The 26260-nt window shown below is 36.1% G+C and carries 22 protein-coding genes and 1 pseudogene; 10 read left to right on the top strand and 13 right to left on the bottom strand.

The annotated features are described in order from the left end of the window. The first annotated feature begins 169 nt into the window (after positions 1 to 169). Together G466_RS0114315 and G466_RS0114310 are read left to right on the top strand one after the other, a co-directional pair. Complete coding sequence (locus G466_RS0114315) at positions 170 to 952, top strand: hypothetical protein (RefSeq protein ID WP_026814282.1); 783 nt, start codon at positions 170 to 172, stop codon at positions 950 to 952. Positions 953 to 1448: 496 nt separating this feature from the next. Next, positions 1449 to 1787: a hypothetical protein gene (locus tag G466_RS0114310; protein ID WP_026814281.1), complete on the top strand. Its 339-nt coding sequence runs from the start codon at positions 1449 to 1451 to the stop codon at positions 1785 to 1787. A gap of 121 nt (positions 1788 to 1908) precedes the next feature. On the opposite strand, the gene G466_RS0114305 is transcribed toward G466_RS0114310, so the two are convergent. Both G466_RS0114305 and G466_RS0114300 read right to left on the bottom strand, forming a co-directional pair. After that, the gene (locus G466_RS0114305; RefSeq protein ID WP_026814280.1) at positions 1909 to 3108 is read right to left on the bottom strand and encodes a CHRD domain-containing protein; all 1200 of its coding nucleotides are present in this window, start codon (positions 3106 to 3108) and stop codon (positions 1909 to 1911) included. Positions 3109 to 3249: 141 nt separating this feature from the next. Next, on the bottom strand, positions 3250 to 4560 hold the full coding sequence (locus G466_RS0114300; protein ID WP_026814279.1) for a phenylacetate--CoA ligase family protein: 1311 nt from the start codon (positions 4558 to 4560) through the stop codon (positions 3250 to 3252). 223 nt (positions 4561 to 4783) lie between these two features. On the opposite strand from G466_RS0114300, the pseudogene G466_RS22150 reads away from it, so the two are divergent. After that, positions 4784 to 5284, top strand: a pseudogene (locus G466_RS22150) (pyridoxamine 5'-phosphate oxidase family protein). 505 nt (positions 5285 to 5789) lie between these two features. Here the strand turns inward: G466_RS22150 and G466_RS0114290 are convergent. Next, positions 5790 to 6389, bottom strand: coding sequence for a DUF6642 family protein (locus tag G466_RS0114290; RefSeq protein WP_026814278.1), 600 nt, complete (start codon positions 6387 to 6389; stop codon positions 5790 to 5792). A gap of 267 nt (positions 6390 to 6656) precedes the next feature. Between G466_RS0114290 and G466_RS0114285 the strand changes: the two genes are divergently transcribed. The 5 genes from G466_RS0114285 to G466_RS0114265 all read left to right on the top strand — a co-directional run bounded on the left by G466_RS0114285 (position 6657) and on the right by G466_RS0114265 (position 13839). Continuing rightward, positions 6657 to 7580, top strand: coding sequence for a DUF302 domain-containing protein (locus G466_RS0114285; protein WP_034235751.1), 924 nt, complete (start codon positions 6657 to 6659; stop codon positions 7578 to 7580). A gap of 523 nt (positions 7581 to 8103) precedes the next feature. Next, entirely contained in the window at positions 8104 to 8919 is an 816-nt protein-coding gene (locus tag G466_RS0114280) for an RICIN domain-containing protein (RefSeq protein ID WP_157373904.1), read from the top strand. A gap of 16 nt (positions 8920 to 8935) precedes the next feature. Next, complete coding sequence (locus G466_RS0114275) at positions 8936 to 10756, top strand: adenylate/guanylate cyclase domain-containing protein (protein ID WP_026814275.1); 1821 nt, start codon at positions 8936 to 8938, stop codon at positions 10754 to 10756. Between the two features lie 362 nt (positions 10757 to 11118). Next, the gene (locus tag G466_RS0114270; RefSeq protein ID WP_026814274.1) at positions 11119 to 13146 is read left to right on the top strand and encodes an NADPH-dependent 2,4-dienoyl-CoA reductase; all 2028 of its coding nucleotides are present in this window, start codon (positions 11119 to 11121) and stop codon (positions 13144 to 13146) included. Positions 13147 to 13173: 27 nt separating this feature from the next. Next, positions 13174 to 13839, top strand: a complete 666-nt coding sequence (locus tag G466_RS0114265; protein WP_026814273.1) for a thiamine phosphate synthase — start codon at positions 13174 to 13176, stop codon at positions 13837 to 13839. Positions 13840 to 13960: 121 nt separating this feature from the next. Here the strand turns inward: G466_RS0114265 and G466_RS0114260 are convergent, their stop codons facing one another. From G466_RS0114260 to G466_RS24250, 4 genes are all read right to left on the bottom strand, one after another. Next, the gene (locus G466_RS0114260; protein ID WP_026814272.1) at positions 13961 to 14152 is read right to left on the bottom strand and encodes a cold-shock protein; all 192 of its coding nucleotides are present in this window, start codon (positions 14150 to 14152) and stop codon (positions 13961 to 13963) included. A 240-nt stretch (positions 14153 to 14392) separates the two neighbouring features. Then, complete coding sequence (locus tag G466_RS22145; protein WP_051315687.1) at positions 14393 to 15148, bottom strand: DUF5995 family protein; 756 nt, start codon at positions 15146 to 15148, stop codon at positions 14393 to 14395. A gap of 399 nt (positions 15149 to 15547) precedes the next feature. After that, entirely contained in the window at positions 15548 to 16300 is a 753-nt protein-coding gene (locus G466_RS22140; protein ID WP_205622037.1) for an NAD-dependent epimerase/dehydratase family protein, read from the bottom strand. 6 nt (positions 16301 to 16306) lie between these two features. Next, positions 16307 to 16489 (bottom strand): Rossmann-fold NAD(P)-binding domain-containing protein, encoded by a 183-nt coding sequence (locus tag G466_RS24250; RefSeq protein ID WP_205622036.1) that lies wholly within the window; start codon positions 16487 to 16489, stop codon positions 16307 to 16309. Between the two features lie 515 nt (positions 16490 to 17004). Here G466_RS24250 and G466_RS0114240 point away from each other — a divergent pair. After that, positions 17005 to 18027, top strand: a complete 1023-nt coding sequence (locus G466_RS0114240; protein ID WP_026814271.1) for a zinc metalloprotease — start codon at positions 17005 to 17007, stop codon at positions 18025 to 18027. Between the two features lie 258 nt (positions 18028 to 18285). Here the strand turns inward: G466_RS0114240 and G466_RS23235 are convergent, their stop codons facing one another. Next, on the bottom strand, positions 18286 to 19407 hold the full coding sequence (locus G466_RS23235; RefSeq protein ID WP_051315686.1) for a leishmanolysin-related zinc metalloendopeptidase: 1122 nt from the start codon (positions 19405 to 19407) through the stop codon (positions 18286 to 18288). A gap of 517 nt (positions 19408 to 19924) precedes the next feature. On the opposite strand from G466_RS23235, the gene G466_RS0114230 reads away from it, so the two are divergent. Continuing rightward, positions 19925 to 20152 (top strand): hypothetical protein, encoded by a 228-nt coding sequence (locus tag G466_RS0114230; protein WP_026814270.1) that lies wholly within the window; start codon positions 19925 to 19927, stop codon positions 20150 to 20152. Positions 20153 to 20221: 69 nt separating this feature from the next. Here the strand turns inward: G466_RS0114230 and G466_RS0114225 are convergent, their stop codons facing one another. The 5 genes from G466_RS0114225 to G466_RS24500 all read right to left on the bottom strand — a co-directional run bounded on the left by G466_RS0114225 (position 20222) and on the right by G466_RS24500 (position 26165). Then, positions 20222 to 21583 (bottom strand): transglutaminase-like domain-containing protein, encoded by a 1362-nt coding sequence (locus G466_RS0114225; protein ID WP_229797225.1) that lies wholly within the window; start codon positions 21581 to 21583, stop codon positions 20222 to 20224. Between the two features lie 165 nt (positions 21584 to 21748). Continuing rightward, positions 21749 to 22798 (bottom strand): ArsO family NAD(P)H-dependent flavin-containing monooxygenase, encoded by a 1050-nt coding sequence (locus tag G466_RS0114220; RefSeq protein ID WP_026814268.1) that lies wholly within the window; start codon positions 22796 to 22798, stop codon positions 21749 to 21751. A 133-nt stretch (positions 22799 to 22931) separates the two neighbouring features. Continuing rightward, positions 22932 to 24245 (bottom strand): DEAD/DEAH box helicase, encoded by a 1314-nt coding sequence (locus tag G466_RS0114215; RefSeq protein ID WP_026814267.1) that lies wholly within the window; start codon positions 24243 to 24245, stop codon positions 22932 to 22934. Between the two features lie 5 nt (positions 24246 to 24250). Continuing rightward, complete coding sequence (locus G466_RS0114210; RefSeq protein WP_026814266.1) at positions 24251 to 25591, bottom strand: DEAD/DEAH box helicase; 1341 nt, start codon at positions 25589 to 25591, stop codon at positions 24251 to 24253. 457 nt (positions 25592 to 26048) lie between these two features. After that, positions 26049 to 26165: a CIA30 family protein gene (locus G466_RS24500; RefSeq protein ID WP_229797224.1), complete on the bottom strand. Its 117-nt coding sequence runs from the start codon at positions 26163 to 26165 to the stop codon at positions 26049 to 26051. Positions 26166 to 26260 lie beyond the last annotated feature (95 nt).

Genomic DNA, 26260 nt, shown 5'->3' with positions numbered 1-26260 from the left:
TCCCGTTAAATAGGAACTATTTCCTAGTTCTTCTTTAACCACTTATGAAAAACGAGTTTGTACAACCTTACAAATTAATTGTTTAGGTCATTTTTTTTATACTTTTTTTTGCCATAATTATAATTCACAGCGGTTTTGTGCGTTAAGAAAGGGACAAAAACAATCAACAATGAAAAAATATTCTTTTTTAGTTTTCGGTTTTGGAGTTCTTTTATTGTGCAGTTGTAGCAATGATGCTATGAATAACCATAATGAAAAAAGTCTATCCTCAGAACAGGTTAAGGCGCAAATGGAAGCCAATGCTACCACTGAAGGACTAGATGTAATGTTGTCAGAATTATTATTGACCGATAAATCGGCTTCAACTAAGAAGATTGATTCTGACTGCACGGCCTTAATTTTTACTGATAATCGGATTGCTGTATCCTATACTAATTGTACTATTAATGGGAATACTGTAAATGGAACCTTAATCTTAACAGGCAACGATAGCGACACAGAAGGGAGTAAGGGGAGTTTTGATATTTCCTTTAAAACTTTTTCTTATAACAACCATGTTTTGGAAGGAAGTAAGCGCATTTCCTATGATTTTTCTAATGCTGGCAAACCTATATTTACGGTGGATACGGATATGTCCCTAGAAAATAAGGACGGAGAAGTTATCAGCCATAAGGGAAGCAAAGAATTTAGCTATATATTAACCAATATGAATACGGAAAATGAGTATGTTAAGTGTATTGGGGCATGGAACATTGTACATCAAGGAACAACTTATCATTTTAAAGTTACCACTCCACTGGCCGGAAAGTTAAACTGTGCATATATCACAAGTGGTGTAGTTATCTTAGAGGTTAACGGATTAACGGCTTCATTGGATTTTGGCGAGGGTAATTGTGATAAAATGGGAGCAGTAATATATCCAAATGGAGAAAGAGAGGAAATAAGCTGGTAAGCTAGACAGGCTTTTATGTTTAATCTGTCTCCTAAAAAATAACCCCTGATGTAAGTGTCAGGGGTTTTATTTTTGGTAATTACTGGGTAATTATCAACGTGATATTAGATTAGAGAAGCGTCTATCTTTCCGCCTCATATAAGATATAATTTGACGGCTTCTACATTGTTATTAAGTAGATTCCAATTAATAATTGGTCACTACCAGCTATGTTCCAAAAGAAGTAAGGTTAGACCTCCTTTTTCTACCACTTCGTTTGCACTACCGACGATTTATTAGCTAGACCGGAAAACTCAACTTGGATAAAACAAAACAGGGGAAAAAGATAGACTGCGGGGCTTGCAGAACGATGTGTTAATTTTCAACTAAAGGAATGTTAATGAGGTGAATAAGTTTACTAGTATGACGATAATATTGTATATTAATTACATAATCTATAAACATTGAAATATAAGAGTAAGCAGAAATCAGAAATTAACCCTCAAATTCTTTCCCTATGAGAACTATACATTCAATACCTGGAAATTTGACGATTACGCCCTCCAATAGTGGATGTATCCTACAATTGGAGCGTAATATTGAGGATTTACATCAGCTGGAAAAGCAATTTGCCTCTTATATTTATGAACCTACTACCTATTCATTGTTTACTAAATCACAAAGAATACGAGAATCTTTATCCAGTTTAAAGAAAAGCAATGCCGAATTAATGGCGACTTTAAGTCGGGAAAAAGATTTAAAAATTGAACTCTTTGAAAAAACGATGTTACAAATTCGCTCTTTCGTAGATATTCAAAAATCCTTTGATGATTATTGTAGGAAAATAAGGTATTAGCTTTATGGAGTAAATTGTACAGATATCATTATTAAAAATTTTATCTAAAACCAGCTGTAAAAAAGAGGCCTTGGACTTATTAGATCCAAGGCTTCTTTAATAGATAGGGGGTAAGTGTTCCTTAATTTACATTTGCACCCACATTACCTTGAGCAATTAGGGTTCCAAGTTGATCTGCACCTAAATGCACATTTATATAACCGTCTATCGCCAAAAGTGCTTCATAATCTACAGCGCCACCGGCATCTAGTTGTGCAACATTCGTTTTACTTATTCCTGTTGCACCTATTACATTGGTTAAGGAAACTACTATATCTCCAGGGGCATCGGCGACAGATCCCATATGGATATGTGCCGGGTGAATACCACCAGCCGTAGTCCCTGCCAATTCCAAGGTCACCAAGGTTTGCTTGTTTACCCTTTCAGAAAAGGTGGCAGTACCAGAAATAGATGCATTGGCAACGCTTACCAGGTTATAGGATTTTTGGTTTCCTGTAAGTTCATTTTGGCCAATATCACCTTGAGCTACAATAACACCCAATTCTTCCCCAGATAAATGTACATTAATATACCCATTGTACTCTAACAGATCCTCATACATCACTTCGGTACCCTCGTTATCTGCTTCAATATGCGTCCAGCTTTTCCTGCTCTTACCATTTACAGAGGAAAGGGATATTAAGATATCTCCACTTTCTGCAGCCGTATTAGCGTGAATATGTGCAGGGTGCTCACCATCTTCTGGAGTACCTTCTAATTCAATTTCTAGGAGGGAAGCCCCACTAATTCGCTTATGAATTGTAGCGGTACCTTTTATAGTAGGTACAACTACACTATTAAGTTCATATTCTTTAGATTCTCCAACCAGCTCGTTAATTCCGATATCCCCCTGAGCAATAAGCGTTCCTAAATCGCTTGCACTTTGGTGAACGTTAATATAACCATCTAGTTCCAGAATCTGGTCGTAAGTAATTTTTGTTCCGTCTTTCCTAGCGGAAATAATAGTTGTGCTTTCTCCTGTAGCACCATCAACAGGGGTAAGATCAACAATAATATCCCCGCTTTCTGCAGCAGAATTTGCGTGTATATGGGCAGGATGACTACCTGTTGCTGTTCCGTCAAGCTTTAGATTTACCGTAGCGCTACCATCGGCATTTTCAACTATAGTGGCAGTTCCCTTAATATCGTTATTTGAACGTGATTCTAACTGATAGATTTTGCTCTCCCCGTTAAATTCTCCAGGAGCATTGTGATCATCGTTGGTACAACTTGTGAACACAAGCGCAGTAACCATTGTAAATAAATAAAGTATTTTTTTCATAAAAGTGTTTTAAATTAATTTTCCCTGTAAAACTACCGTTATGAAATACAAGGTGTTAGTAGAGAAGGTAGAATTATTAACGCATATCAATTCTCACTAAAAATTTACACTTTCACAATTTCAACATCTTTAGTTTAGACCTTATTTTTTTAGGTTGCTAGTTACTTTTTTTCGCTTACCGGAGGCAAGTAATGGGATTTCCTCTACATAGGTTACCATTACCTCTGCATCGTCTCCTAAGAACGTTTTTAAATCTTGGAGCATTTCTTTTTCCCTTTGGAAGTGCCCTTCCAAATTAAGTTTTATTTCGTATTCTTTTTTTCCATTTTGAATAAACTGGTACTGTCTCAATTCAGTATATTTCCACATGCTTGCGGAGACAAAGTAGGAGGACAAGACCTCTCCTCGCGTATTGTAGATTATGTCCATTTTTCTGCCTTCAATTTTTTCGAAGATATAGTACGTCCGACCGTTTTCTTCTTTTTTACCAAGTGCTCCTAGGTCCCCAGTATCGTACCTAATCAAAGGCATGGATTTATTGAACAGATCGGTTATCACAATTCTTCCACTTTCGCCATTCTTGGCAGGGGTATCTTCGTGTAGGTCTAAAACTTCAATATGGTAACTTCCCAAATTAATAAGAAATTCGTTTTGAAACTCACTGGTTTGCTGCGCGATAATTCCATTTTCGATATTAGCATATCGGGATACAACTGGACAATTAAAATATTTTTTCAACGCAGATTTGGTGTATTCTTCAAGGGTTTCGGACATGGCTATAACAGAGGTTACTCCTGCATGAATCATATCTGTAGGATTCCTATCTAAGTACTTTACAATACTATCTAGAGCAGAGGCATAGGCCAGAATGCTTTTAGGATTATTAGAGGCTTTTATTCTTTTTAAAAGTTTTTCAATCTTTTGGTCATCCAATTTAAACACATCTATTGGAATGATGTTTTCCTTTTTTTGTGTGAGCTTTCCTTTCCTATTGTTCTCATTCCATATTTTAATATAGATAAATCCAGTCCCAAGAGTATGTCCTGCTAAATCCCCAAAGAAATGAACCTCTGCAGTGCGTCGTAGCTTCTTATCACTATTATGGATTATGGTAAAAGGTATGCCCGTAGAACCGCTAGTAGAGGCATAATATTTTTTTTTGTCTTTATAGGATTCGGAAAGAAAGGCATCTGGGTTTTTCTTAATCAAATTTTTATTGGTGATAGGAAATTGATCTATATTAACGTCAGCAATTCCCAGATTTCTATAAAAGGGAACGGTTTTTATACAATGGTTCAGCATTTCAGATAGATATTGTTCTCTTTCCGATACGGAAGAAGCTGACCCATGATCTTCATTAATTCTCTTTAATGAATTATAATGTTTGCGGACCTTAGCGCCTTTTAGATAATCTACCAACCAAAATATTATATATCTAATTGAGGGAATCATATAAAAATTGAGATATAGTTCATTATAACTCCGAAAGTACAATATTTTATGATTAGCCTTTTTTGGGGAGTTCTACTACTTGACCAACTGCGGAGAAAATCGACTATCAGGGGAGAGGAGATACAGTTTGATTAAGATAACTTTCTGCATTAAAAATAGCATTAATAGGGTTACTATTACTGATTTGTAAGGTCTATTTTAATGTTAAATTAAAAAATAAATCATGAGCACAGACAATCTACATAATAAGGAGGCAGCAGAAAAAATAAAGGAATTGGCAGAATCTATAGATTTCGCATTAATGGGAACGGCTTTAGACCGTTTACCGATACATGCTATTCCTATGAGTACGAAAAAAGTTGACTCAGAAGGTAAGATATGGTTTTTGAGTGGGAAGGACAGCGATCATAATCGTCACATTAAGGAAAATCCTATTGTCCAGCTTTTTTACTCAAATAAGGGCGATATGGAATTCATGACAGTTTTTGGCAGGGCAGTTATAACCGATGAGAATCAGATTCTTAAGGAACTTTATGGAAAATCGGACGATATATAGTTTAAGGGCCTAGAAGATCCCAATTTAAGTGCCATTTGTGTAATTCCGCAAAAGGCCCATTATTGGGATAGCAAACACAATAAATTTGTCAGCGTATTTAAAATGGCCGCTGGGATGTTAAGTGGTGAGCAGCCGGACTTAGGTGTGGAAGGAGATTTGAATACATAATCTTGTAAAAATCCATTCTGAGGTTTTGGAATTACCTGGTTCCTTATAATAGTGATTAGGGCATAGTTGCAAGCTATACGGTAAGTTTATACAATTCCTATTTTACATAATGTAAATTATAGAACATTTATAACAATATGCGTAATAGCGCTTTTCTGCGATATTTGACATCATTACAGATATAACGTCTTGAGACTTATATCGAGTAATTATGTTCAAGCTAATTGTGCCCCACTGACTATTTCTTTATGAAAGCTATTTTACAGGAATGCCAACAATTGAATTCTGCCCATAATTCTCTTATTACGTACTAAGGCCCATAATTTTCGAAATACGCGATTCTCAGGTAGGTATTAATATTGAGCAAATTAATACTCTTGGTAAATTTTAAGGATTCAACACGCGTTCGGGCGGGCCTGCCCGAACCGAAAAGGTACATTCGGGCGGGCGCCAAAATAAAAGTTAGGTTTTTAGATTCTTTTCAGATATCAGTCGCTATATGGGTTTAATAATATAATCTAAAATCGAGTAATTTGCAGACGTTATAATGTCTTTGATGCAATTCTTCTACAACATCTAACATATTATCATCTTCTTTAAATAAGTTAAAGAATGCTATATCAAGATTTGAGCTGCTTATTCCATTAAATTCATTCCCATAGCCAGAAACCCCTTTTGCGCCAGTTATATCTAAAAAATATTGAGCTTCCTCTTCGTCTAAATCTAGAATTTTTGCATTTGAAAAATGTAAAATCTTTCCTTTTAACCTTCCTTCAAAAATTTCTGCAATTTCCTGTAAACTATAGTAGTAGTCATTTAAACAAATACTATTTGCTTCACCTGTTATCACCAAGTAGATTATTTCATAGTCTTTAAAATTATGATCGGCCAAGATCAGTGCATTTAAGCTATCTTCTAGTCCTTCAATGGTGTCGCAGGTTTTATATATACTTGCTATTTCATATTTCATGGCCAATTGTTCCAAGTTTTCCTGGGCTTCGGTAACTATGTCCTTTTCTATTTCATGAACCCCTTCTAAACAATAAATGAAATAATCTGAAGCTATAAATTGTTCTTGGGGTAATTGTTGTCTTTTCTCTAACAAGTTTCTGATTTTATGTAAAATATATGAAATACAAAATTAATGTAACTCTTTTATTCTTTTCAGCGTTTTCATATAAAATACCATTCCACAAACATATTGTCACTGCGCTCCTACCGTCAGCTCATATAATAAGCCCGCCTGAATGACTAGGTCGGGCAGCGGATTTCTTTAAACCTTTTTAGGATTTACGGCAAGATTAGATGTTATTGTGCTAAACATTAAGATTCCCTTATCTTATATTACCTGTATATGTAAAAATAGATTACTATGGAAACAACGAAATTAATTACGTTTTTATTTAGTGTATTCCTTGTATTTAGCACTTGTGATGATGATGATAACAATGGACTTCCAGACAATAGTAGTCCAGATACAGATGGTATTGCTTATGTAGCAACTACAGAAATTCCAAGTACCGTTTACAACGCTATCATATCTATTTTAAATGCCAACGATAATATTGGAATTGTAGCCGAAGTCAATCATTCAGAAAACGCCTCTAATGCAGGGTTAACTTTGGATTTTACGAGAACCATATTCTTTGGAAATCCAGCTTTAGGTACGCCCCTAATGCAGGATAATATACAAGCCGGATTAGATCTTCCGCAACGTATAACAGTCTATGTTGATGAAGACGGCGATACGGTTGTGGCTTATAATTCTGTGGATTATGTTGTGAATAGACATAATTTAGGAGATGTTGCTACCACTGAAACCATCGCCAATGCCTTGGCCAATATCGTTCATTCGGCCACTGGAGAAGATGTCATCTTAAATCCTGTAGATACAGATGATCCTGCTGGAATCATAACAGTGACCAGTCCGAATGATTTTGATACCACCTACGACCAAATTTTAAACACCTTACATAGTTTAGAGCCTATTACCGTGATGGCAGAATTAGATCATCAAGCTAATGCAGCGGGAGTTGACATGTTCTTAATGCCTGCAAAACTTATTATTTTTGGAAACCCAGCATTAGGAACACCTTTAATGCAAGAATCTCGAACAGTAGCCTTGGATTTACCTCAAAAAATGTTGGTTTATGAAAACGCTAACGGCGACGTTAAAATTATTTATAACGATCCGTACCAAATGGCCGATCGACATGATATAGACGATAACACAGGGAATTTAGAATTAATTTCTAACGCTTTACAAAACATTGCCGATTCTGGAGCTGCAGAATAGTAAATCTCTCTAAAATATTTTTAAATAAAACCCGGTCGTTTTAGTTCTAAACTTACTGGGTTTTTATATATTATTAGTTCAATTATTAATCAGCAGGTCCAACTTATCAAGAACTTTAGGTGATTTGTAATCATTATTTCTTAACCTACTTCACACACATTTATTCATAGATAACTATTTAAAAGAAAGGGATTTATGCACCTCACGAAAAGTTCGGTGTCACTCCCCTCCTATCCCTTCTACTCCGATTAGGTGCGGTAAAACCCTTGTCACAACCCGAAAATTTAAGCAACCGAATGGTGTATAGCGTTCCATAACTATTTTCACCAAAATCCCTTGATAAGTAAATCCCCATATTGGGACACTTATACGTCCTATTCATCCTACACGGTAAGTATTATACCATAAGATTTTACTAAATTAATGTAAGGAGGGAAAAATGACCATCAATTTTATTTATTGAATCTTATGTGAATTATTTATGAATAATAAGAAATAGAGTAACTACTAAATCCAATTTGTTATGGCTAGTTATTATTTAAAATTTCAAGTAAAGAGCAGTCTACAGTATTTGAATATATTGGATTGTTGCAATATGAATGGAGCGTGGGCATGCCAAGGTAATGCACCCACTTCTGATAATTTCTTATGGCAAATACTGTATGCGCCAAAAAATACAGATTGGTATTTGATTCAGGTAAAAAGTAGTGGCCAATATCTAAATGTATTAGATGATGGCCATAAAAATGGCAATTGGGTAGGCCAGGGTATTTTAATCGACTCCAATAATGCACCTGATAATTTTTTATGGAAATTCTCTAAACCAGATAAACAAGGTTGGTTCAAAATACAGGTAAAAAGTAGCAAACAATATTTAAATATATTAAATGCTAGCAACAAAAACGGTCAACCAGCTTGCCAGGGCGATAATTCTGAGAAAGATAATTTTTTGTGGCAAAAGAACCATGCAACAAACACCATTACAATAAGTGCTACTACAAAAAATCCTACTCCGCTAGTCATTCATGATGATGAAGGAGATTCATCCCATACTCACCATGGAGATGATGAATTGACCACAAAAGTAACCAATGGCGATACGGTGATTTGGCAGTTTGAGGGAGATATTTCTTGTATTGACAATGTGTTTGAACGTCCAAGGAAGGATAAGAAGAATGATTTGTTCAGGATGGACCCTATGAGACAAAGGGCACCAAAGGATGGAATCTGGTTAGGAGTAATAGGGTCCCTACCCCCTGGTAGTGAGGAATCATATGCTATAACCTATACCGTAAACGGCAAGCACTATACCCAAGATCCAAAACTCAAGATGAGATAAAAACACCTAATCCAATATGACGACGATTAAAAAGCTAGCCTATGTAACAATAGGCTTTTTTTGCTTTAGTATTTGTTTCTCTTTCGGTCAAGATCAGAAATTGGCGGATAGTCTTATTTTGGAATATAATTCTAAATCCCATGGGGACAACGATCTGGAAATCTTATCTAGAATTACTGTTGAAGAAACAAATCCGGATAAGATAATAGCGTTTTCGGAAATGCTGATAGCAAAGGCAGCTGAGGACTCCTTGTATAATTACCTGTACCAGGGCTATTTACAGAAGGGTAATGCTCACCAATTTAAAGGTAACAACGTTGAGGCATTAACCGCTTATTTTAAGAGTCTAAACTTTGCACGCCGTACTAACGACGAAATTGGTTTTGGAACCCTTATGATCACCATCGCGGATACCTATTCCATAATGGATAATTCCAAAAATGCACAAGAATACTACAATCGAGGAATTAAATTGTTACGAAAACTAGGTGATTCCAGTAAGATAGCAACCGCTTTGTTAAATGCAGGAGATGATTATTTTACTTCCGGAAAATTAGACTCCGCTTTTATTTACACTAAGGAAGCGGAGGTTATCTTCGAAAACATAGTTCACTCTACTGGTCAAGCTTATAGTCTAGGAAATTTAGGGATGATAAATGCCGAACTTGAAAATGATAGTCAGGCTGAAGAGGAAATCAGTAAAGCGATTGCAATTTTGGAGGAATTGGAAGATTATTACCCCATTTCGATTTATTTAACGTATATGTCCGATATATATTCAAGAAAAAATAAGTTTTCGACCGCCTTAACTTATGCTAAAAGAAGTCTGGAATTGGCTTCCCTTTATGGTTTAAAAGATCAAATTAGTGATGCCAATCTTACGTTATCCGAGCTATATGAACGCTATGGCGATTATGAGTCGTCTCATCGTTACTACAAAGAGCATATTGTTTACAGGGACAGCGTTAAAAATATTGAAGCCATAGAACAAATGGCAGATCAGCGTACTACTTTTGAGGTTTCACAAAAACAAATTGAAGTAGATCTACTAGACCAAAGACGTAAAAACCAACGCAATATCGCGATTGCAACGGCAGTGGCACTATTGTTAATTGGGATATTAGCCCTTGGTCTTTACAGACGTAATAGATATATAAAAAAAACAAAACAGATTATTGAATTGGAACGAGATCGATCCGATAAGCTATTACTCAATATTCTCCCCGGAGAGACGGCACAGGAATTAAAGGAGAACGGTTCCGTAAAGGCCAAAAAATACGAGTCCGTAACGGTTTTGTTTACGGACTTTAAGGGATTTACCAGTTATTCGGAAAAACTTTCCCCGGAAGCCTTGGTGGATACGGTAAACTTTTATTTTTCAAGGTTTGATGAGATCATAGAAAAACATGGTTTGGAAAAAATTAAAACGATAGGCGATGCCTATATGTGCGCCGGAGGCTTACATCCGCATACAGAAGATCACGCGCATAGAATGGTTTTGGCAGCCCTAGAAATTGTGGATTTTGTTGCCAAAGTCAAAGAAAATGCAAGCGCCACTTCCATGAATTTTGACATCCGTATTGGAATCAATACTGGCCCAGTAGTTGCCGGAGTGGTCGGTACCAAGAAGTTCGCCTATGATATTTGGGGCGACACCGTTAACGTAGCGTCACGAATGGAGAGTATGTCCGAGTCCGGTAGAATAAATATATCAGAAATTACTTATTCCATGATTAAAGATTATTTTAACTGTGAGCCTCGTGGAGAGATCAATGTTAAAAATAGAGGACCGGTAAGAATGTATTTTGTAAATGGAATAAAAATGGATATTGTTTAGGTGCTCATTTTTATACCATTCCCAAATTGGCACTCTATGGTATATTGGCGTTTTAGTTTTACAATAGATAGTTTAGATAATAGTATAATTCCACTCCCCTCCTACCCACTTTCGCTAAAAAGTTTCGGAAGACCCAAGCATATAATGTACTGAATTTAAATAAATTACGCACTCTATAGTTTATTTACATAACTATTGGCCGTATAATATGTAGCCAAGTTAGATCTATAAGTAGGAGGAGCTAATACTGGTACTACCCCACTACTCACGCGAACAAATGCTACCCTAAGTCGTCATTATTCATTCCAAAAATTCCGTAACTTACCACTTATTATGCGCGCATAGCAAAAACATAAATAAGCATGACCAATTTCCCACATATTTTTGAACCTCTAGATCTAGGGTTTACTACCCTTAAAAACCGAATTATAATGGGATCTATGCACACCGGGTTGGAAGAGGAGAAAAATGGTTTTGAAAGGATTGCAAATTATTATGCAGAACGGGCAAAAGGAGGCGTTGGTTTAATTGTTTCAGGCGGAATTGCCCCTAATGTACAAGGTTGGACAGGACCGTTTGCTGCACGAATGAGCACTAAAAAGCACGTGAAACATCATAAGATAATTACTGATGCGGTGCATAAAGAAGGCGGTAAAATATGTATGCAAATATTACACGCAGGTCGGTACGGTTATCATCCTTTTGCGGTGGCACCTTCTGCCATAAAATCGCCCATTAGTCCCTTTAAACCTTTTAGATTGAAACCATCTGGCATAAAACGGACCATCCGGGATTTTGTAAATTCGGCCAAACTATCAAAATTAGCGGGTTATGACGGGGTGGAAATTATGGGTTCCGAAGGATATCTAATAAATCAATTTATTGTAGAAAGAACAAACAAACGTAAGGATACCTATGGCGGGAGCTATGAAAACCGAATGCGATTACCCATAGAACTAGTAAAGCAAACTCGAGAAGCTGTTGGTAAGGAGTTTATCATCATCTATCGTTTATCTATGTTGGATTTGGTAGAAAAAGGGAGTTCTTGGGAAGAAGTAGTGGCTTTGGGTAAGGAAATTGAAATAGCAGGTGCCACAATTATAAATACTGGAATTGGTTGGCACGAAGCACGGATACCCACTATTGCTACCTCGGTTCCTAGGGCAGCCTTTACCTGGGTCACTAAAAAAATGAAGGAAGAACTTTCCATTCCGTTAGTTACATCTAACAGAATAAATATGCCAGAAACAGCCGAAAAGATATTAGCAGAAGGTCATGCCGACCTAATCTCTATGGCCCGACCATTTTTGGCAGATTCAGAATGGGTAAATAAAGCGGCAGAGAATAAATCCGACGAAATTAACACCTGTATTGCTTGTAATCAAGCCTGTTTAGATCATGTTTTTGAACGTAAAGTGGCAAGTTGTTTAGTAAACCCTAGAGCATGTCATGAAACGGAACTTAATTATCTTCCAACGGAAAAAAAGAAAAATATTGCTGTTGTAGGCGCAGGTCCTGCAGGATTAGCTGCGGCAACTATTGCTGCACAACGTGGACACCACGTTACGCTTTTTGATGCCGACAAGGAAATAGGAGGACAATTTAATATGGCAAAACAAATCCCCGGGAAAGAAGAGTTTTATGAAACTATCCGTTATTTTAAGAAACAACTAATATTACAAGAGGTAACGGTGAAATTAAATAAAATGGTAGATGCCCAGGATTTAAAAATGGGGAATTTTGACGAGGTTATAGTTGCTACAGGGATCAAACCAAGGACACCAAAAATTGAAGGAATGGATCATCCTATGGTCTTAAGCTATATTGATGTCTTAAAACATAAAAAACCGGTAGGGAAACGTGTTGCGGTTATAGGAGCTGGAGGAATTGGTTTTGATGTGTCAGAATATTTGGCGCACGAAGGGGAAAGCCCCTCATTACATATTGACGCTTGGTTAAAGGAATGGGGAATAGATAAAACAATGAAGGCCAGGAGTGGTATAGAAGGGATCACCGCAGAAATTGATCCCTCACCAAGAGAAATTTTTATGTTTAAGCGTAGTAAGGGTAAATTTGGTGCTAATTTGGGCAAAACTACGGGATGGATCCACCGTTCTACATTGAAAAAGAAAAAAGTACAATTTATTAATAACGTGCAGTACACCAAAATTGACGATGATGGCTTGCATTATGTTCAAAACGGATCTCAAAATGTGTTGTCAGTAGATAACGTTATCATTTGTGCAGGTCAATTACCACATGCAGCGTTGGTAGCCCCGTTAGAAGAAATTGGGTTAAAAGTGCATGTAGTTGAAGGTGCCGATGTTGCTGTGGAATTGGATGCAAAACGCGCCATAGATCAGGCCAGTAGATTGGCGGCTACAATTTAAAAAGTAGATTTAATTTAAAACAAATTTATGACTATATCCAAACTACATTATATATCTCAGGGAAATTCTCCGACAGAACACTTAGAGCATATTCAAAAGGCCTGTACCTCTGGTATAGAATTAGTACAATTGGGTTTAGGAAAGGTTTCAGACAAAAAAATGATGAAACTGGCGCAGGAGGCTAGAGAAATAACTTCTCATTTTCAAACGAGACTTATCATTAATAACGATTATAGGATAGCTAAAGAAATTAAAGCGGATGGTATCTTTTTAGAAAACAGGGACGTCTGCCCTGCCCTAACAAGAAAACAGTTGTACACTTGGCAAATAATAGGCGGTAAAGCCACTACCCTACAAGATTGCGAAACCTTACTTGATAAGAAAGTAGATTACATTTGCTTAGGCCCTTATAGATCAGCAACAGCTAACCCTAATATGAGTCAGCCTTTAGGAATAAATGGATATACGGCAATTGTAGAAATCTTGAAAACTGACACCCCTATTATAGGATTTGGGGAAATCACTATAGATGATATTGCTACTATTTTGGAAACGGGTATTTCTGGTCTAGCGGTTTCAGAAGAGATTACCCGAAATTTCAATAGTATTAGGAAGTTTAACCAATTACTAAACGCCTCTTCCACACAAGAGCAGCGCTATACTTTTACACAAAACAAGAAGGATAATTTATAAAATATACATTGAAAGAGAAAAGTAATCCATCGATGGTTGTTGTTTTATTTTTAAATAGGTATCCATAAAAAAAGCCCATCTAAATAAATAGATGGGCTTGAAGTAACTTGAAGTATATGTATTAGATAACTTTTACGTTTACTGCGTTTAAGCCTTTGTTACCTTCTTGAAGATCAAATTCAACTTCGTCGCCTTCGCGTACTTCGTCAATTAATCCAGAAATGTGTACAAAGTGATCTTTTTCAACTCCTTCTTCAGTGATAAATCCAAATCCTTTAGTGTCATTGAAAAATTTTACTGTTCCTTTATTCATTGTAATATTTATTAAATTTATAATACTTAAAGTGCAAAGGTGATGCCATTTTTTCAATAAACAAGCTTTTATTTATTATTTCTTTTAAAAGTATTGAAACTGCACCTTTAAAAATCCATTTATTCAATGTCAATTATGCTTTAAGATATTCGCATAAAACAACTGGAGATCTATAAAAATCATCATTAAGCTCACGTATTCAATGAAGGATTAGTTCCCATGCCTGGGGTATTGTTTTTTCTAATTTTCTTGTAATTTAGAAATTACGGCGCCCACTTCATTTTTCTCAAACTTTCCAATAGTTTTTAAAATAAAACGAACTAAACGTGACTTAGGGGACTTTATAACTTTACTGAGTTGCAGCACCATGGAATCTATGCCATTAATAGTATCCCCTTGTTTATCCGATCCAAGAGCCCAAAGTAAATTGGTACTATTCCACGCTTGTTCCCGGGCTTTCCGCATACTAAAATCAATAATTTTTTCATCGGAATTTTCACCAATCATATCCAACAAAAAAAGCATATAAGAAACACTGCTCAGTCTATCCTGAAACTCATTGACTATACTAAAAAGAATATCATTTATCTTATTAAAATCATTTTTAATTTCAGCCAACTCAATACCATTCATGGATGTGCTTGTTGCAATAGCCAAATCCAGATTGATATGCGCATTCATACCTAAAAGAATGTGCTGTATTATGGTTAAGGGTTCATTTTTATTTGTAAATGCAAATTCCCAAGCTTTAGGGACGCTATTGTTGATTTTATAATTTTTGTAAGCATTGAGGTAAAGATTGGCGAAAACAACATCCATTTTCTCCATACGCGGGTTGTCTTCAAAATTTTGTAATTGAATTTCCTTAAATATTTCTGAGGTTGTCCTTCTATAAACATAAGCAAATAATCCTAATCGGTCATTCGAAGCAATAGCATCTTCAATGATGATATCCAATTCATTAAGAACTTCTTGGATGGTAGTTGGGCTATTCATTACATTCTTTAGTTGATTAAAAATAACTCAAAACACCCTATTACCGGTTTAAACAAAGCGATTTAGGCCTTATCGTCTGTTAATTTCAATCTATTATTGGAATTACGGCAGAGATAAAAGACAGTCGTGGGTTATTGCACTAAATGAGGGGAGAACCTTATAAAGATAATTAATTTTTCTAAGCAATTTATTTACGGAAGTTGAATAGTACGGTATCTCATTAAAGACTTACCCTTCATTAGTATAATGTGTCTACCATAAACTAAACCATTTCTTGGAATTGAAGTTTAGCATCGTTTTCCTATTCTTATATGCTCAAATGAGTACTATTCAACAACACTATCTGAAAATTGGATTATTACTAGAAATGTATAACATGAGTATGGAGTAAAAGGAGTATTAATTTTCCCACGCCGCATCTATCATTTTCTCTAATCCGTATGCTGGCCTCCATCCCAGCAACAATTTTGCTTTATTATTATCTAACCAAGTGGAATAGTATTTCGTTTCTACCGGCACCGACTTAATTTTACGGGTTTCTAAAAGGTAATTGGCCGCTTTCCCATAATCAAAAGGCTCATCCATGGACATATTAAATGTCTGTTGTTTTGCCTCCTTGTGATCTAGGGTAATCTGTATAGCTGTAACTAGGTCCTTTAGATGCACCATATTCCTTTTCATTGGATTTCCATCAATGTCTAACATAAGTGGAATGATATTCTCTTTCTCATATTTCATTGCGGTAATAGGGCTCACCATTTGGTGCCATTCGGGTACGCCAAATACCTGCTTCCCAAAGCTGAGATGCCGCTTTAAATCGTTCCCCTCCATTATCCATGGTGCGCGAAGACAGCATCCATCCACATTATATTGTATAAAATACTGCTGCAGCATCGTTTCTTCCAGTACTTTAGACAGGGCATAACCTCCAGGGTAAGCTGTATGAGGTTGTTCTTCCGTGATTGGGTTTTTATGCGGATAGAAATAATGCCCAACAGATGCATCTCCCCCAATCAAGATAAAGCGTCTAAAACTACTGGACGCTCTACAACTTTCCAATAACCAAAACAATCCCTTTATCGCAACGTCCATAATGGTTTCTGTGTCCTCCTTGGGAGTTGCCAAGTGAACCACATGGGTAATGCCCTTCATAGCATTTTAAACCGTTTTTCTATCCGATATGGAACCACGGATTACCTCTAATCGAGCATTAGAGGGTATACTACGCTTGTGACAGAGGGCTCTAATGGTACCCTTTTCTTTTGGATCGCTTAGAAAGGTGTTAATAAAAGCTTGACCCACCTTTCCAGTAGCACCGGTAACTAAAATTTTCTTTTCCATCGAATTTATCCGTGTTGCTTAATTTATAATTTCTAAGTAATATATTTAGAACCGATATCAGTATGAATGATATAACCAAAAGATAATAAATAATGGTGTTGTCGCCTTATTATTTACCCTTGATAAGAGGTGTCAATTTCAATAAAGCTCTTTCTAAGAAAATTTGCTATACATTTTGGATAATCCAATTATTCCGAAGAATTCATTAGACCACCTTTTCCACAAAAACTCCAAAAATAGCGTTATCCATAAATTAAGAAACTATTGTAAAGTTATACGTTCCCGTTGGTGGCACTGAATATCTTTGTTGTATTTATTAGAAGATCCGGGGAGATAACTGAGCCATAGTTTTATTATATATATAAGTATTTAACAGTTTATTAATGAGATTTGAAGTACATTTTACCTATAAAACGCCTAAAAATTAAAGAAAAATCTTAAATAAATCGCGAATTAGAGGTGAATTCTAACTAAAAACGTCTAATTTCATTAGGGAACCACTAAATCGTAATAAAATGAAAATTAAATGTTTATTACCCGTATTAATTTTGGGGTTATTTTTGATAATAGGTTGCGAACAGGAAACTGTTATTTTCCAAACCAAGCAATTGAAGCAACTAACTGAAATAGAATTAAAGTTTGATGCACCAAACCAAGGAAAGCTCAACCAACATATTTTGGCTGAAATTTCTAAGGCTACTAAAACCAGTAAAGGTGGAGGCGAAATTAAAGAATTGGCCTTGGCCAGTGATCAATTTGAAACGATCAATAAGAAGCTGAAGCCTTTCGGGATGGCACTGCTTAAGGTAGAGGCCATGAGTAATAGGGTCCCCATTGTTATCTTTGACAAGCAGTTTGAATTAGTATTGGAATACACCTCTTGGGTAAAGGATGATCCTAGAAGAGGAAATGGGAAAAACGTAAGCTATAACGTATTTGAACCCTTGAGTTATGCAAATGGTAGTATTCCCACGGAAGCAATTTCTGATGATGCATATATGAATTGGGGAAATAGTAGGTGCGGAAAAGCATCTATAATCAAAGAGCCTAACCTTGATACTTTTAACAGTGCCATCCTTTCTATAGGTGGGGAGGCAGGGAATCCCTTTACCGATATTAATATTCTAGGGCATGTTCCAGGCTTTGTTTTTGGTTTTATCGATGGTCTAGACCCAAAAAGTACTTTAGGGGTTACCTTTAGCTTTATTTTTGTGGATGAAGAAGGAAATCCTACCGATATAGATAATGATGGAAAAGCAGACACCTCTTTAAAAGAGGTTTGGTTTAACGACGACTTTCTATGGACGGATACCCCCTCCACAAATCCAGGGATCGATTTAGCCTCGGTACTTACCCATGAAATTGGACATACTTTGGAAGCAGGCCATTTTGGAGTAGGTTTTTTAAACTTGAGAGCCGAAGGATCAGTAAATTATTTTCCAAGAGCCGTTATGAATGCCTATTATTATGAACCTATCCATAATTTAAGAAGAACAGACAAAGCATCTTATTGTATTACCTTTGGAGATTGGCATTAAAAGAAGACTGGGAGTTTAAATAAAACCCTATAAATTGGCTAAAATAGGTGTATAAGTTACGTTGTATTTACATTATCTAACCTATTTATGCACCTATTGTAATTTATTATCTGCAGATCACATATCTTTTTCCTACACCTTCGCTGTATGAAACAAAAAGAGCTTTTACTTAGGACAATCGTTCTAATTAAAAGCTCTTTTATCACTATATTCCTTTATAAAGTAAAACTTATTTAAAGAAGATAATACTATTTTAGTTTACTTTTTCTTGGTGTTTACAAAACCTATCGGTTGAAGCAGAACCTCCCTATTTGCAATATTAATACCATGAGTCTCACCCGTTCCGTCGTCTCCAAGGTTATTAGGATCTACCCCAGGTGTGTCCCGTGGCAAATCATATTTTTCACCTACCATAGCCGCCCCATAACCAAGATCTCTCATGGAGCCTGCTGTAATTCTACTTAATGGGTTCTCCCCTAGATTTAAGTAACCAGTCATCAATTCATTTTTAAGTATAGATTCGCGCCAGTGACCTAATGCTGTACCCGGTCCTCCCATATTTTCAATTGGTAATTCGCCGGTTCCTCCCTCAGCATTCCAAAAAACGTTGGCCATTTTTCCTGTGAAATAAGGATTGCTATTTGGTCCTTTACGTAATGTTCTAGCATAATAGGGTTCTACATTCCAAAGAGTACCTAAACCTAAAACGTGACCCATTTCATGAACTATTACCTCTTCGAAGAGATCTAATTCTTCTAGAAAATCCAAATCATCTACGTCAAAAAACATGACCCCGGATAATGGTAAGAAATCACTGGTACGCACAAAACTTGGTCCGGCTTGTCCAAGGATACCTCCTGGACCATCAATGGGTGCCAGCGCAACTTCAATAACAACATCATCTATTGTTCCTTCTATATCTGGAAAACCTTGAAACGCAGAAGGGACACTGCCCGTAAATGAAGGTACGTCCTTTATAATAATTCGTTCCCATCTGGCCGCAGCAGCTTCAAATACTTCGACTTGTCTTTCTGTAGGTGGTAATAAATATTTCAATGTAATATTAAATCGTCCTCGGTCTACCCCCGGAGCTTCTGTTGTTTTTAACACAGTAGTGGTTAAATCATCTATGATAATGGGTTCCGTAGGCGGTGCCTTCAATGCCAATACTACATCTTGGGTTTCTGAAGCAGCAGGTTCCTGATTCTCCAGTGCATCTTGTGAACAAGAAGTGAATAATAATGTTCCTGTAATGGAGCACAAAGTCAATAAGCTGTTAAATCGACTTTTTCTTAGCGGATTAAGAACAAAAATACCCTTGAGATTAGGAAATATTCCCATTATCCATGCAAAAATAGTGTGCTGATTAGTTTTTTTCATAATTTCATATATTTAGGTTGATTAAATAATCACCACCACCTAAAATAGGTGACGATGTTAAAAGTTTATTAAATCTATAAAATAAATGATACAAATCCTACGATTTTAATAGCGGTTATTACTGCTTACTTTATTGAAAACTCACTGATTGTTAAGAGATTTCAACCTAAAAAGCAAGGGAATTAGACCTTTCAAGTAATAAGGGAAATGAAATTAGTACGGACTCAATTCCACTGATTGATCCTACTCATGGATAAATACGGGATGTAAAGTCAATTTATATTTTAAAACATTTCCATATTATTAAAAGAATGAATAGTCTATAGATTATGTTTATTTGTTCCGACTTTCTGTAAACGGTTGCGATAAAACAGCACCTTTTATAATGATAATTTTAAAACTAATCTATTTAAATACAGATTTCTTAAGAGATTGAAACAGAAATGGTTATATTTAGTAGATAAATCATGCATTACGGACTCGTTCTGCATCCTTATAAATTTAAACAACAACGATTATGAACCGATTAAAAGAATTTAAATACCTTAGTTTGGTTATGCTCCTTTTCTTTTTCCTTGCCGCCGGAACACTGAGTTCCTGCAGAGATCAGAAAAAGAATGAAAACACGGAACACCACGATACAAATAGTGATGAACACCCAACAAAAGATATGGAGGAACATCCTACCAAGGATAAAGACTCTTCTGAACACCCTACAAAAGCCGAAGATGAGCATCCTAACTAGTTTTTTATAAAGGCTTTGGTTTTAAGGGCTTACTGACAACATCTCGTAATTCTACTATCTAGTGTCATATCAACTTGAAATGGCACTAGATTTTCTACGAAATGAAAAGAAAGTTTGTGGAAATGCCATAGTTTCTCCTATTTCCATAACCGGATATGCCAAAAAATTTATGGGTCCAGAGGTTGGGCTTGGTTCTATTATAAGATCTCGTCCTCGAGTAAATTCGATACGATTTGCAGGATGCCTCCCGAAATAGTAGGTAGCCAAAGCGGTATATTTATTTGCTTCACTAATATCTACAGGCCACCATTTACCCTCTGCAAAAAATTCTGCCCAACAATGATAGCCATCAATACCTCCTTCGTCACGATCTGATGGAATGGATGCCCCAACGGCAAATCTAGAGGGAATTCCTGCCGATCTAGCCAAGGATATAAAAAGTGAATGAAACTCAGTGCAATTACCGGTAAGGGCATCGCACGCATAAACAGCATCGCCAGTACCATACTTGCCCGCCTTAATATATCGCATTTCATCAATCACATAGTCATACAACGCTCTGGCCTGCATTATAGTACCGACATTTTTTTTATCACCAATAATAGAGTCTGCCAATAGTTGAAATCGGTCCCCTACCGGCATCAGCAAACTAGCATTAAGGTATCTTGTTGGTGAGGCATTTTCTTCATAAGGTACTTTCTCTAACCTTTTAACATTATATACAAATTCCATTTTCTTTCCGCTATGCACCGGGGCAAGTTCCATATATAAGATGGCGTTGTCGTTCCCCTTGTCTTGAAGAATCTGATGCTTTTCGGGAGTCCCTATAGATACTATTTCTATATTTTGAAAACGATCGGTTTGTGGAATTGGAATCCATATTTTTCCCGGTTCTTTTATTTCCGGTAGGGTAACCTCATAGGTAAATTCAAATTGGTCCTCTCCCTCTATGACTCCCAATAAGTCTGGTGATGCATTTTGTATAGGCATTCTATACCAGGTCTTGTCCTTTCGCTGTTTCCAGGTGTAAAAAGGTTTCCCATTTAGCTTGTGCAAAGTATTTTCAGTAACCGTCATGTTGCCTGGATCTCCGTCTAAGAAAAAATCCACATCATAAACGTCCCCATTTATATCGGCAAGATCTACACAGGCGAAATGACGTTGAGGGCCCAAATTGGAAAGGTATTCAGTATGTACACGTACCAACTGTAGACGTAGTTCTTTATCCTCTGTTTCCATATGGAAATACCCACCTCCTTCTTCTACTTTTTTGGCAATATTCGCTTTAATACCTTCTTCAATATCGGCAGTCACTATATTAGGTATGTTATTATCTGCAAGTGCGTTATCTTCCTTTTTATGTTTTGTACTTGTATTGCAGGCCATCATCATGGCAAGTAGAAATGCAATAGTAAATCCAGAATATTTCATGTTTAGGTATCTTATGATTGGCATGAATTTACAATAATAATACGGTTCTCCAATAAAGAATAGGCATCCAAGTCCACCAATGACGCTATTTTAGCTCCCCTTAATTTTTTAACAAGGAAGATAGTTTTAAAGTTTGTATGTATAATGGCAGTAGTGAATTTAAAATTAGGAGGTCAATTCAAAATAGGCCTGTATCTCGCTTGCGGTTGCCCTGGCAGTCTTCCCTACCCCATAAATGGTTGCGGAGGCAAAACCTGTCCAGCTTCCATATCCTACCAACCAAAGATTAGGTTCTTTTAGGCTACGGGTGTTTTTGGTTATAACGCGGTTATCTTTAACAATATTTAAAGGTTGTAAATGGTATAGATTAGCTCTAAAACCAGTGCACCAAATTACCGCGTGGAAGGCTTCCTTTTCACCATCCTGCCATATAACTCCATCTTCATAAAAAGAAAGGAAAGGTCTTACAGCATTGTAAATACCCCTTTTAAGGCCCTCTTTAACGCTATCTACTTGCACGATATCGCTTAATGAAACTTCCTCCTCAAAGTTGTGTGTATTGTTGTCTAGATAACTCGAATTCGCTTTTACAAATAGATAACGACCGTCTATCTCTTCTGGCATAAACTGTGGTACTTTTTTAGTTACCCACTTTGTCTTTGCTACTTTGGACAGCTCTGATAAAATTTGAGCGCCAGAATTACCTCCGCCCACTACAAGGACTTTCTTTCCTTGAAATGATTTCGGGTCACTATATTCTGCTGAATGTAGCTGTACTCCCTTAAAATTATTTTGATCTGGATAATTGGGTATATATGGGTTTTTAGCGGTTCCGGTAGTGCTTACCACAGTTTTTGCTTTATAAACACCTTTACTAGTAATTATTTTAAATAGCCCATTTTCTTTTTCTACCCGGAGTACCTCTGTACTTCTTTTAATTGGAAAACTATATCGCTCTTCATAAGCCGTGAGATAGTTGATGAACTCTGCTTTTGTAGGATATTCTTCTTTAGTCTTCGGCATTTGCCAACCCGATAAGGAACTATATTGAGATGGAGAAAATAATTGCAAACTCTCCCATGTTTGTAACCAAGCTCCACCTGGTTTATCTTGATTGTCCAATATTAGGTACTCCAAAGCACTCCTTCTCAAAAAATAGGCTACCGATATTCCAGCCTGTCCACCTCCTATTATGATAGTATCATAGATAATCAATGTAAATAGCTTTATAAGATTAATGCGCTTGTTATTTTATTCTAAAGTTCATTTAATTTTAAGTAAATCTATCTTTTGTTTAGGATCTGCAAATTCTTATAGCTTTAAAGAATTATAAAAGGGTCCCCTATAATTATAATACTGTTACACGTACCTTTTTATTTTTTAATTTGGTGTTGTTCAGTTTATCAACCAGTTCGTCAGCAATTGCTAAAGGGACGGCTACAAAAGCACAATTTTGCTTTAGTTCAATAACTCCTAATTGATCTTTATTGATAGCTCCTTGTTTAAAGAACAGACCTGCTATATCGCCTTTGGAAATTTTATCCTTTCTTCCCCCAGAAACAAATAAGGTTTCCCAGTATTGTGGTTTATGGAGAGCTTTATTGGAAATATTGATGCCTTTAACATTCTGAATAAATTCTGGCAAAATTTCATTTTCCCATTTTAGAACATAGGCAGTTCCCTTTGAATTGACCCTTGCCGTTCTTCCATTTCTATGAATAAACTCTTCTTCATGAATAGGTAATTCATAGTGGATTATATAATTCATTTCAGGGATATCTATCCCTCGTGCGGCCAAGTCGGTAGCGATTAGCACTTGTACCGATCCATTTCTAAATTTAATTAAGGCCCTTTCCCTATCTTTTTGCTCCATTCCCCCTGAAAAACAAGCGTGATTTATTTTATTCCGTATTAGGAAGTTACTCACTTGATCTATACTATCCCTTAAGTTACAGAATATAATTCCAGGCTCATTTCCAATATACTGAAGGAGCTCTACTAGGGTTTTTAATTTGTTCTTATCTGGCGAGACCACCGTTTTAATGGCCAATTTTGAACCGGATTTTTCTTTTAAATAATTAACCACTGTCGGTTTATTCAATCGAACAAAACCTGGAACAGTAACAGCTTGGGTAGCAGAGGTTAAAATACGTTTATTTACACTTGGTAACTGACTTAAAATGGCTTTCATTTCCTCTTCAAACCCATCTTCCAAGGACTTGTCAAACTCATCCAAAATAAGTGTTTTAATACTAGCCTTTGAATATCGCTCACTATCAAAATGATCCAGTACTCTCCCTGGTGTTCCAATTAAAATAGCGGGAGTGTGTTTTAATTCGATTTTATCTTTAGATATGGGCCTGCCTCCATATACTGCATTTACTTTAAAACCGGAGCCCATGGAACGGATAACCTGTTCTATTTGAATAGCTAATTCCCTAGAAGGGACCAGAATTAAAGCTTGAATTTCTTGCGACTCGGGATCTAAGAGTTTCAATAATGGCAGTGTAAACGCTAACGTTTTTCCTGTTCCCGTTGGGGATAATATAATTGTATTGGTCGTGTTTTCAATTACGGAAACAGCCTCCACTTGCATGGGATTTAGTTTGTAAATATTTAATTTTGATAAAATATCCTCTTGACTTTTAATATCGTTTGCCATACTACTTATTTCTTTTTCTTCTTTTTAGGCGTTTCAGTTTTTACCGTTGAAATATTGGAATGCGCTATATAATCTGCTAAAATTTTATCCACTAGCTCCTCTTTTGTCAAGTGATGGAAAATTGTCTTTATTTTAGCTTTAAAATCTTCGGATAACTCCTTATTAGGTTTTGTTTTAAAAATTTTCTTCGCCCATATTAATGCATTATTCTCATCTATACTCTGTGCATTCGCTTTTTCAAACCGATTAAAAGTAATTCCTAATTCCCTTTCAAACTCGGCAATTTCATGAACTTCCTCCTGTTGTAAAACCGTTAAAGAAAGTCCTTTTGCTCCTGCCCTAGCCGTTCTACCACTTCTATGTACATAGGTGTCATAGGTGTCCGGCAAATGGTAATTAACAACATAAGAAATTTCTTTTACATCAATACCACGAGCTGCCAAATCGGTAGCCACTAAAATATCTATATGTCCCTCTCTAAATTGCCCCATAATCCTATCTCGGATACCTTGGGTTAAACTACCATGGATGGCACCAGAAGAGAACTTATTTATGGCCAAATTTTTAGCTAATTTATTAACAGCTGCTTTCGTTTTACAAAATATAATACCGCGTTCCCCTTCTTTAGAACTCAAAAAATGAAGTAATACCTCCAGTTTTTCTATAGGTTCTACAACCACATATTGATGATCTATTCCTTGATGACCAATGGTTTCCATGTCCGCCTCTATATGCACCACATTTTTAGACATATAATTTTGAACCAATTGCTTAATAGTTCCTGGCATGGTAGCCGTAAACAATAAGGTTCTCCTAGCTTTCGGAATCTCTTTAATAATAGTATCCACTTCTTCTTTTAAGGCGCCTACCATCTCATCTGCCTCATCTAAAACAAAGTATTTTAAATTTTTAACATTGATGGAGCCTCGTTTAATTAAGTCTACCAATCGTCCGGGAGTTGCCACCACTATATGAGTTGCAGCTTTTAATCGCTCTATCTGAGGTTTAATGGGTATACCACCACATACGGAAGCAATGGAAATTTTAGGGCTATGGGATGCAAAAGATACTAAATTTGAATAGATCTGCTGTCCTAATTCCCTTGTAGGAGCCAAAATCAAAGCCTGTACATTGGAGTTATCTGTATTGATCATTTGCAGTAATGGCAATCCAAAAGCAGCGGTCTTTCCTGTTCCCGTCTTTGCTAAAACAACAACATCATTACTTTGATCTAGAACAACGGGAATGGTTTTCTCCTGAATATCCGAAGGAACAGAAATTTGTAAATCGGCTAAACTTTGTTGAAGTTGTTCATTAATCCCTAAATCTGAGAATTGCTTTGGCATAAATTATTTTTTAGCAAAGATAGTGACTGTTATTTGGGGAATACTATGAATTAGCACGGTTGTTACTTTTATTTCCTTACTGTATCACTTTCCAAAATAAGGAATTGTATTAATTGGTTAAGGATGCCATGAATTTTGGATAGATTCTTATTATTTTAGTCTACTAACCAAATAATGAGGAGTTCTCCTTACAATCTTTCAATTCTTTATATTAAAAGCATTGCTATTATGAACTGCATAAAAACATAATGCAACTGTTTTAAAAATGTGCTTATGAAGTATTTACAGCTTCAAATTCTAAAAAAATAGGAGAGCACTGTTCAAAAAGCAGCCAGTTAATTGGCGTATAAATGGACTCCTCACTTTTATTACCGATCAAAATTGAAATCGCTTGCATTTCCTTTCCGGAATAATTGGGCATATCCAATCAGTTTCCCCTGAAACCAGAATAAAAATCTCAGAAGGTAATGCCCTGAGACACAACGCCCATAACCCCATCATCAATCACCACCCAATTTGAAAGGTCCTCGGTATTCTTAAAATCAAAAATAAGCAATATAGATTCTGTGGACATGATACAATGTATAATAAAGAATAAAATATCCATTTTACTTTGTCAAAATAAATTTAGTAATTGTTAAACAAAAAAAACACTTTTCATAAACTAAA

The sequence above is a fragment of the Arenibacter certesii DSM 19833 genome (genome assembly GCF_000429545.1).
In the GTDB taxonomy this organism is placed as follows: Bacteria; Bacteroidota; Bacteroidia; order Flavobacteriales; family Flavobacteriaceae; genus Arenibacter; species Arenibacter certesii.
This window is presented reverse-complemented; position numbering and strand designations above follow the sequence as displayed.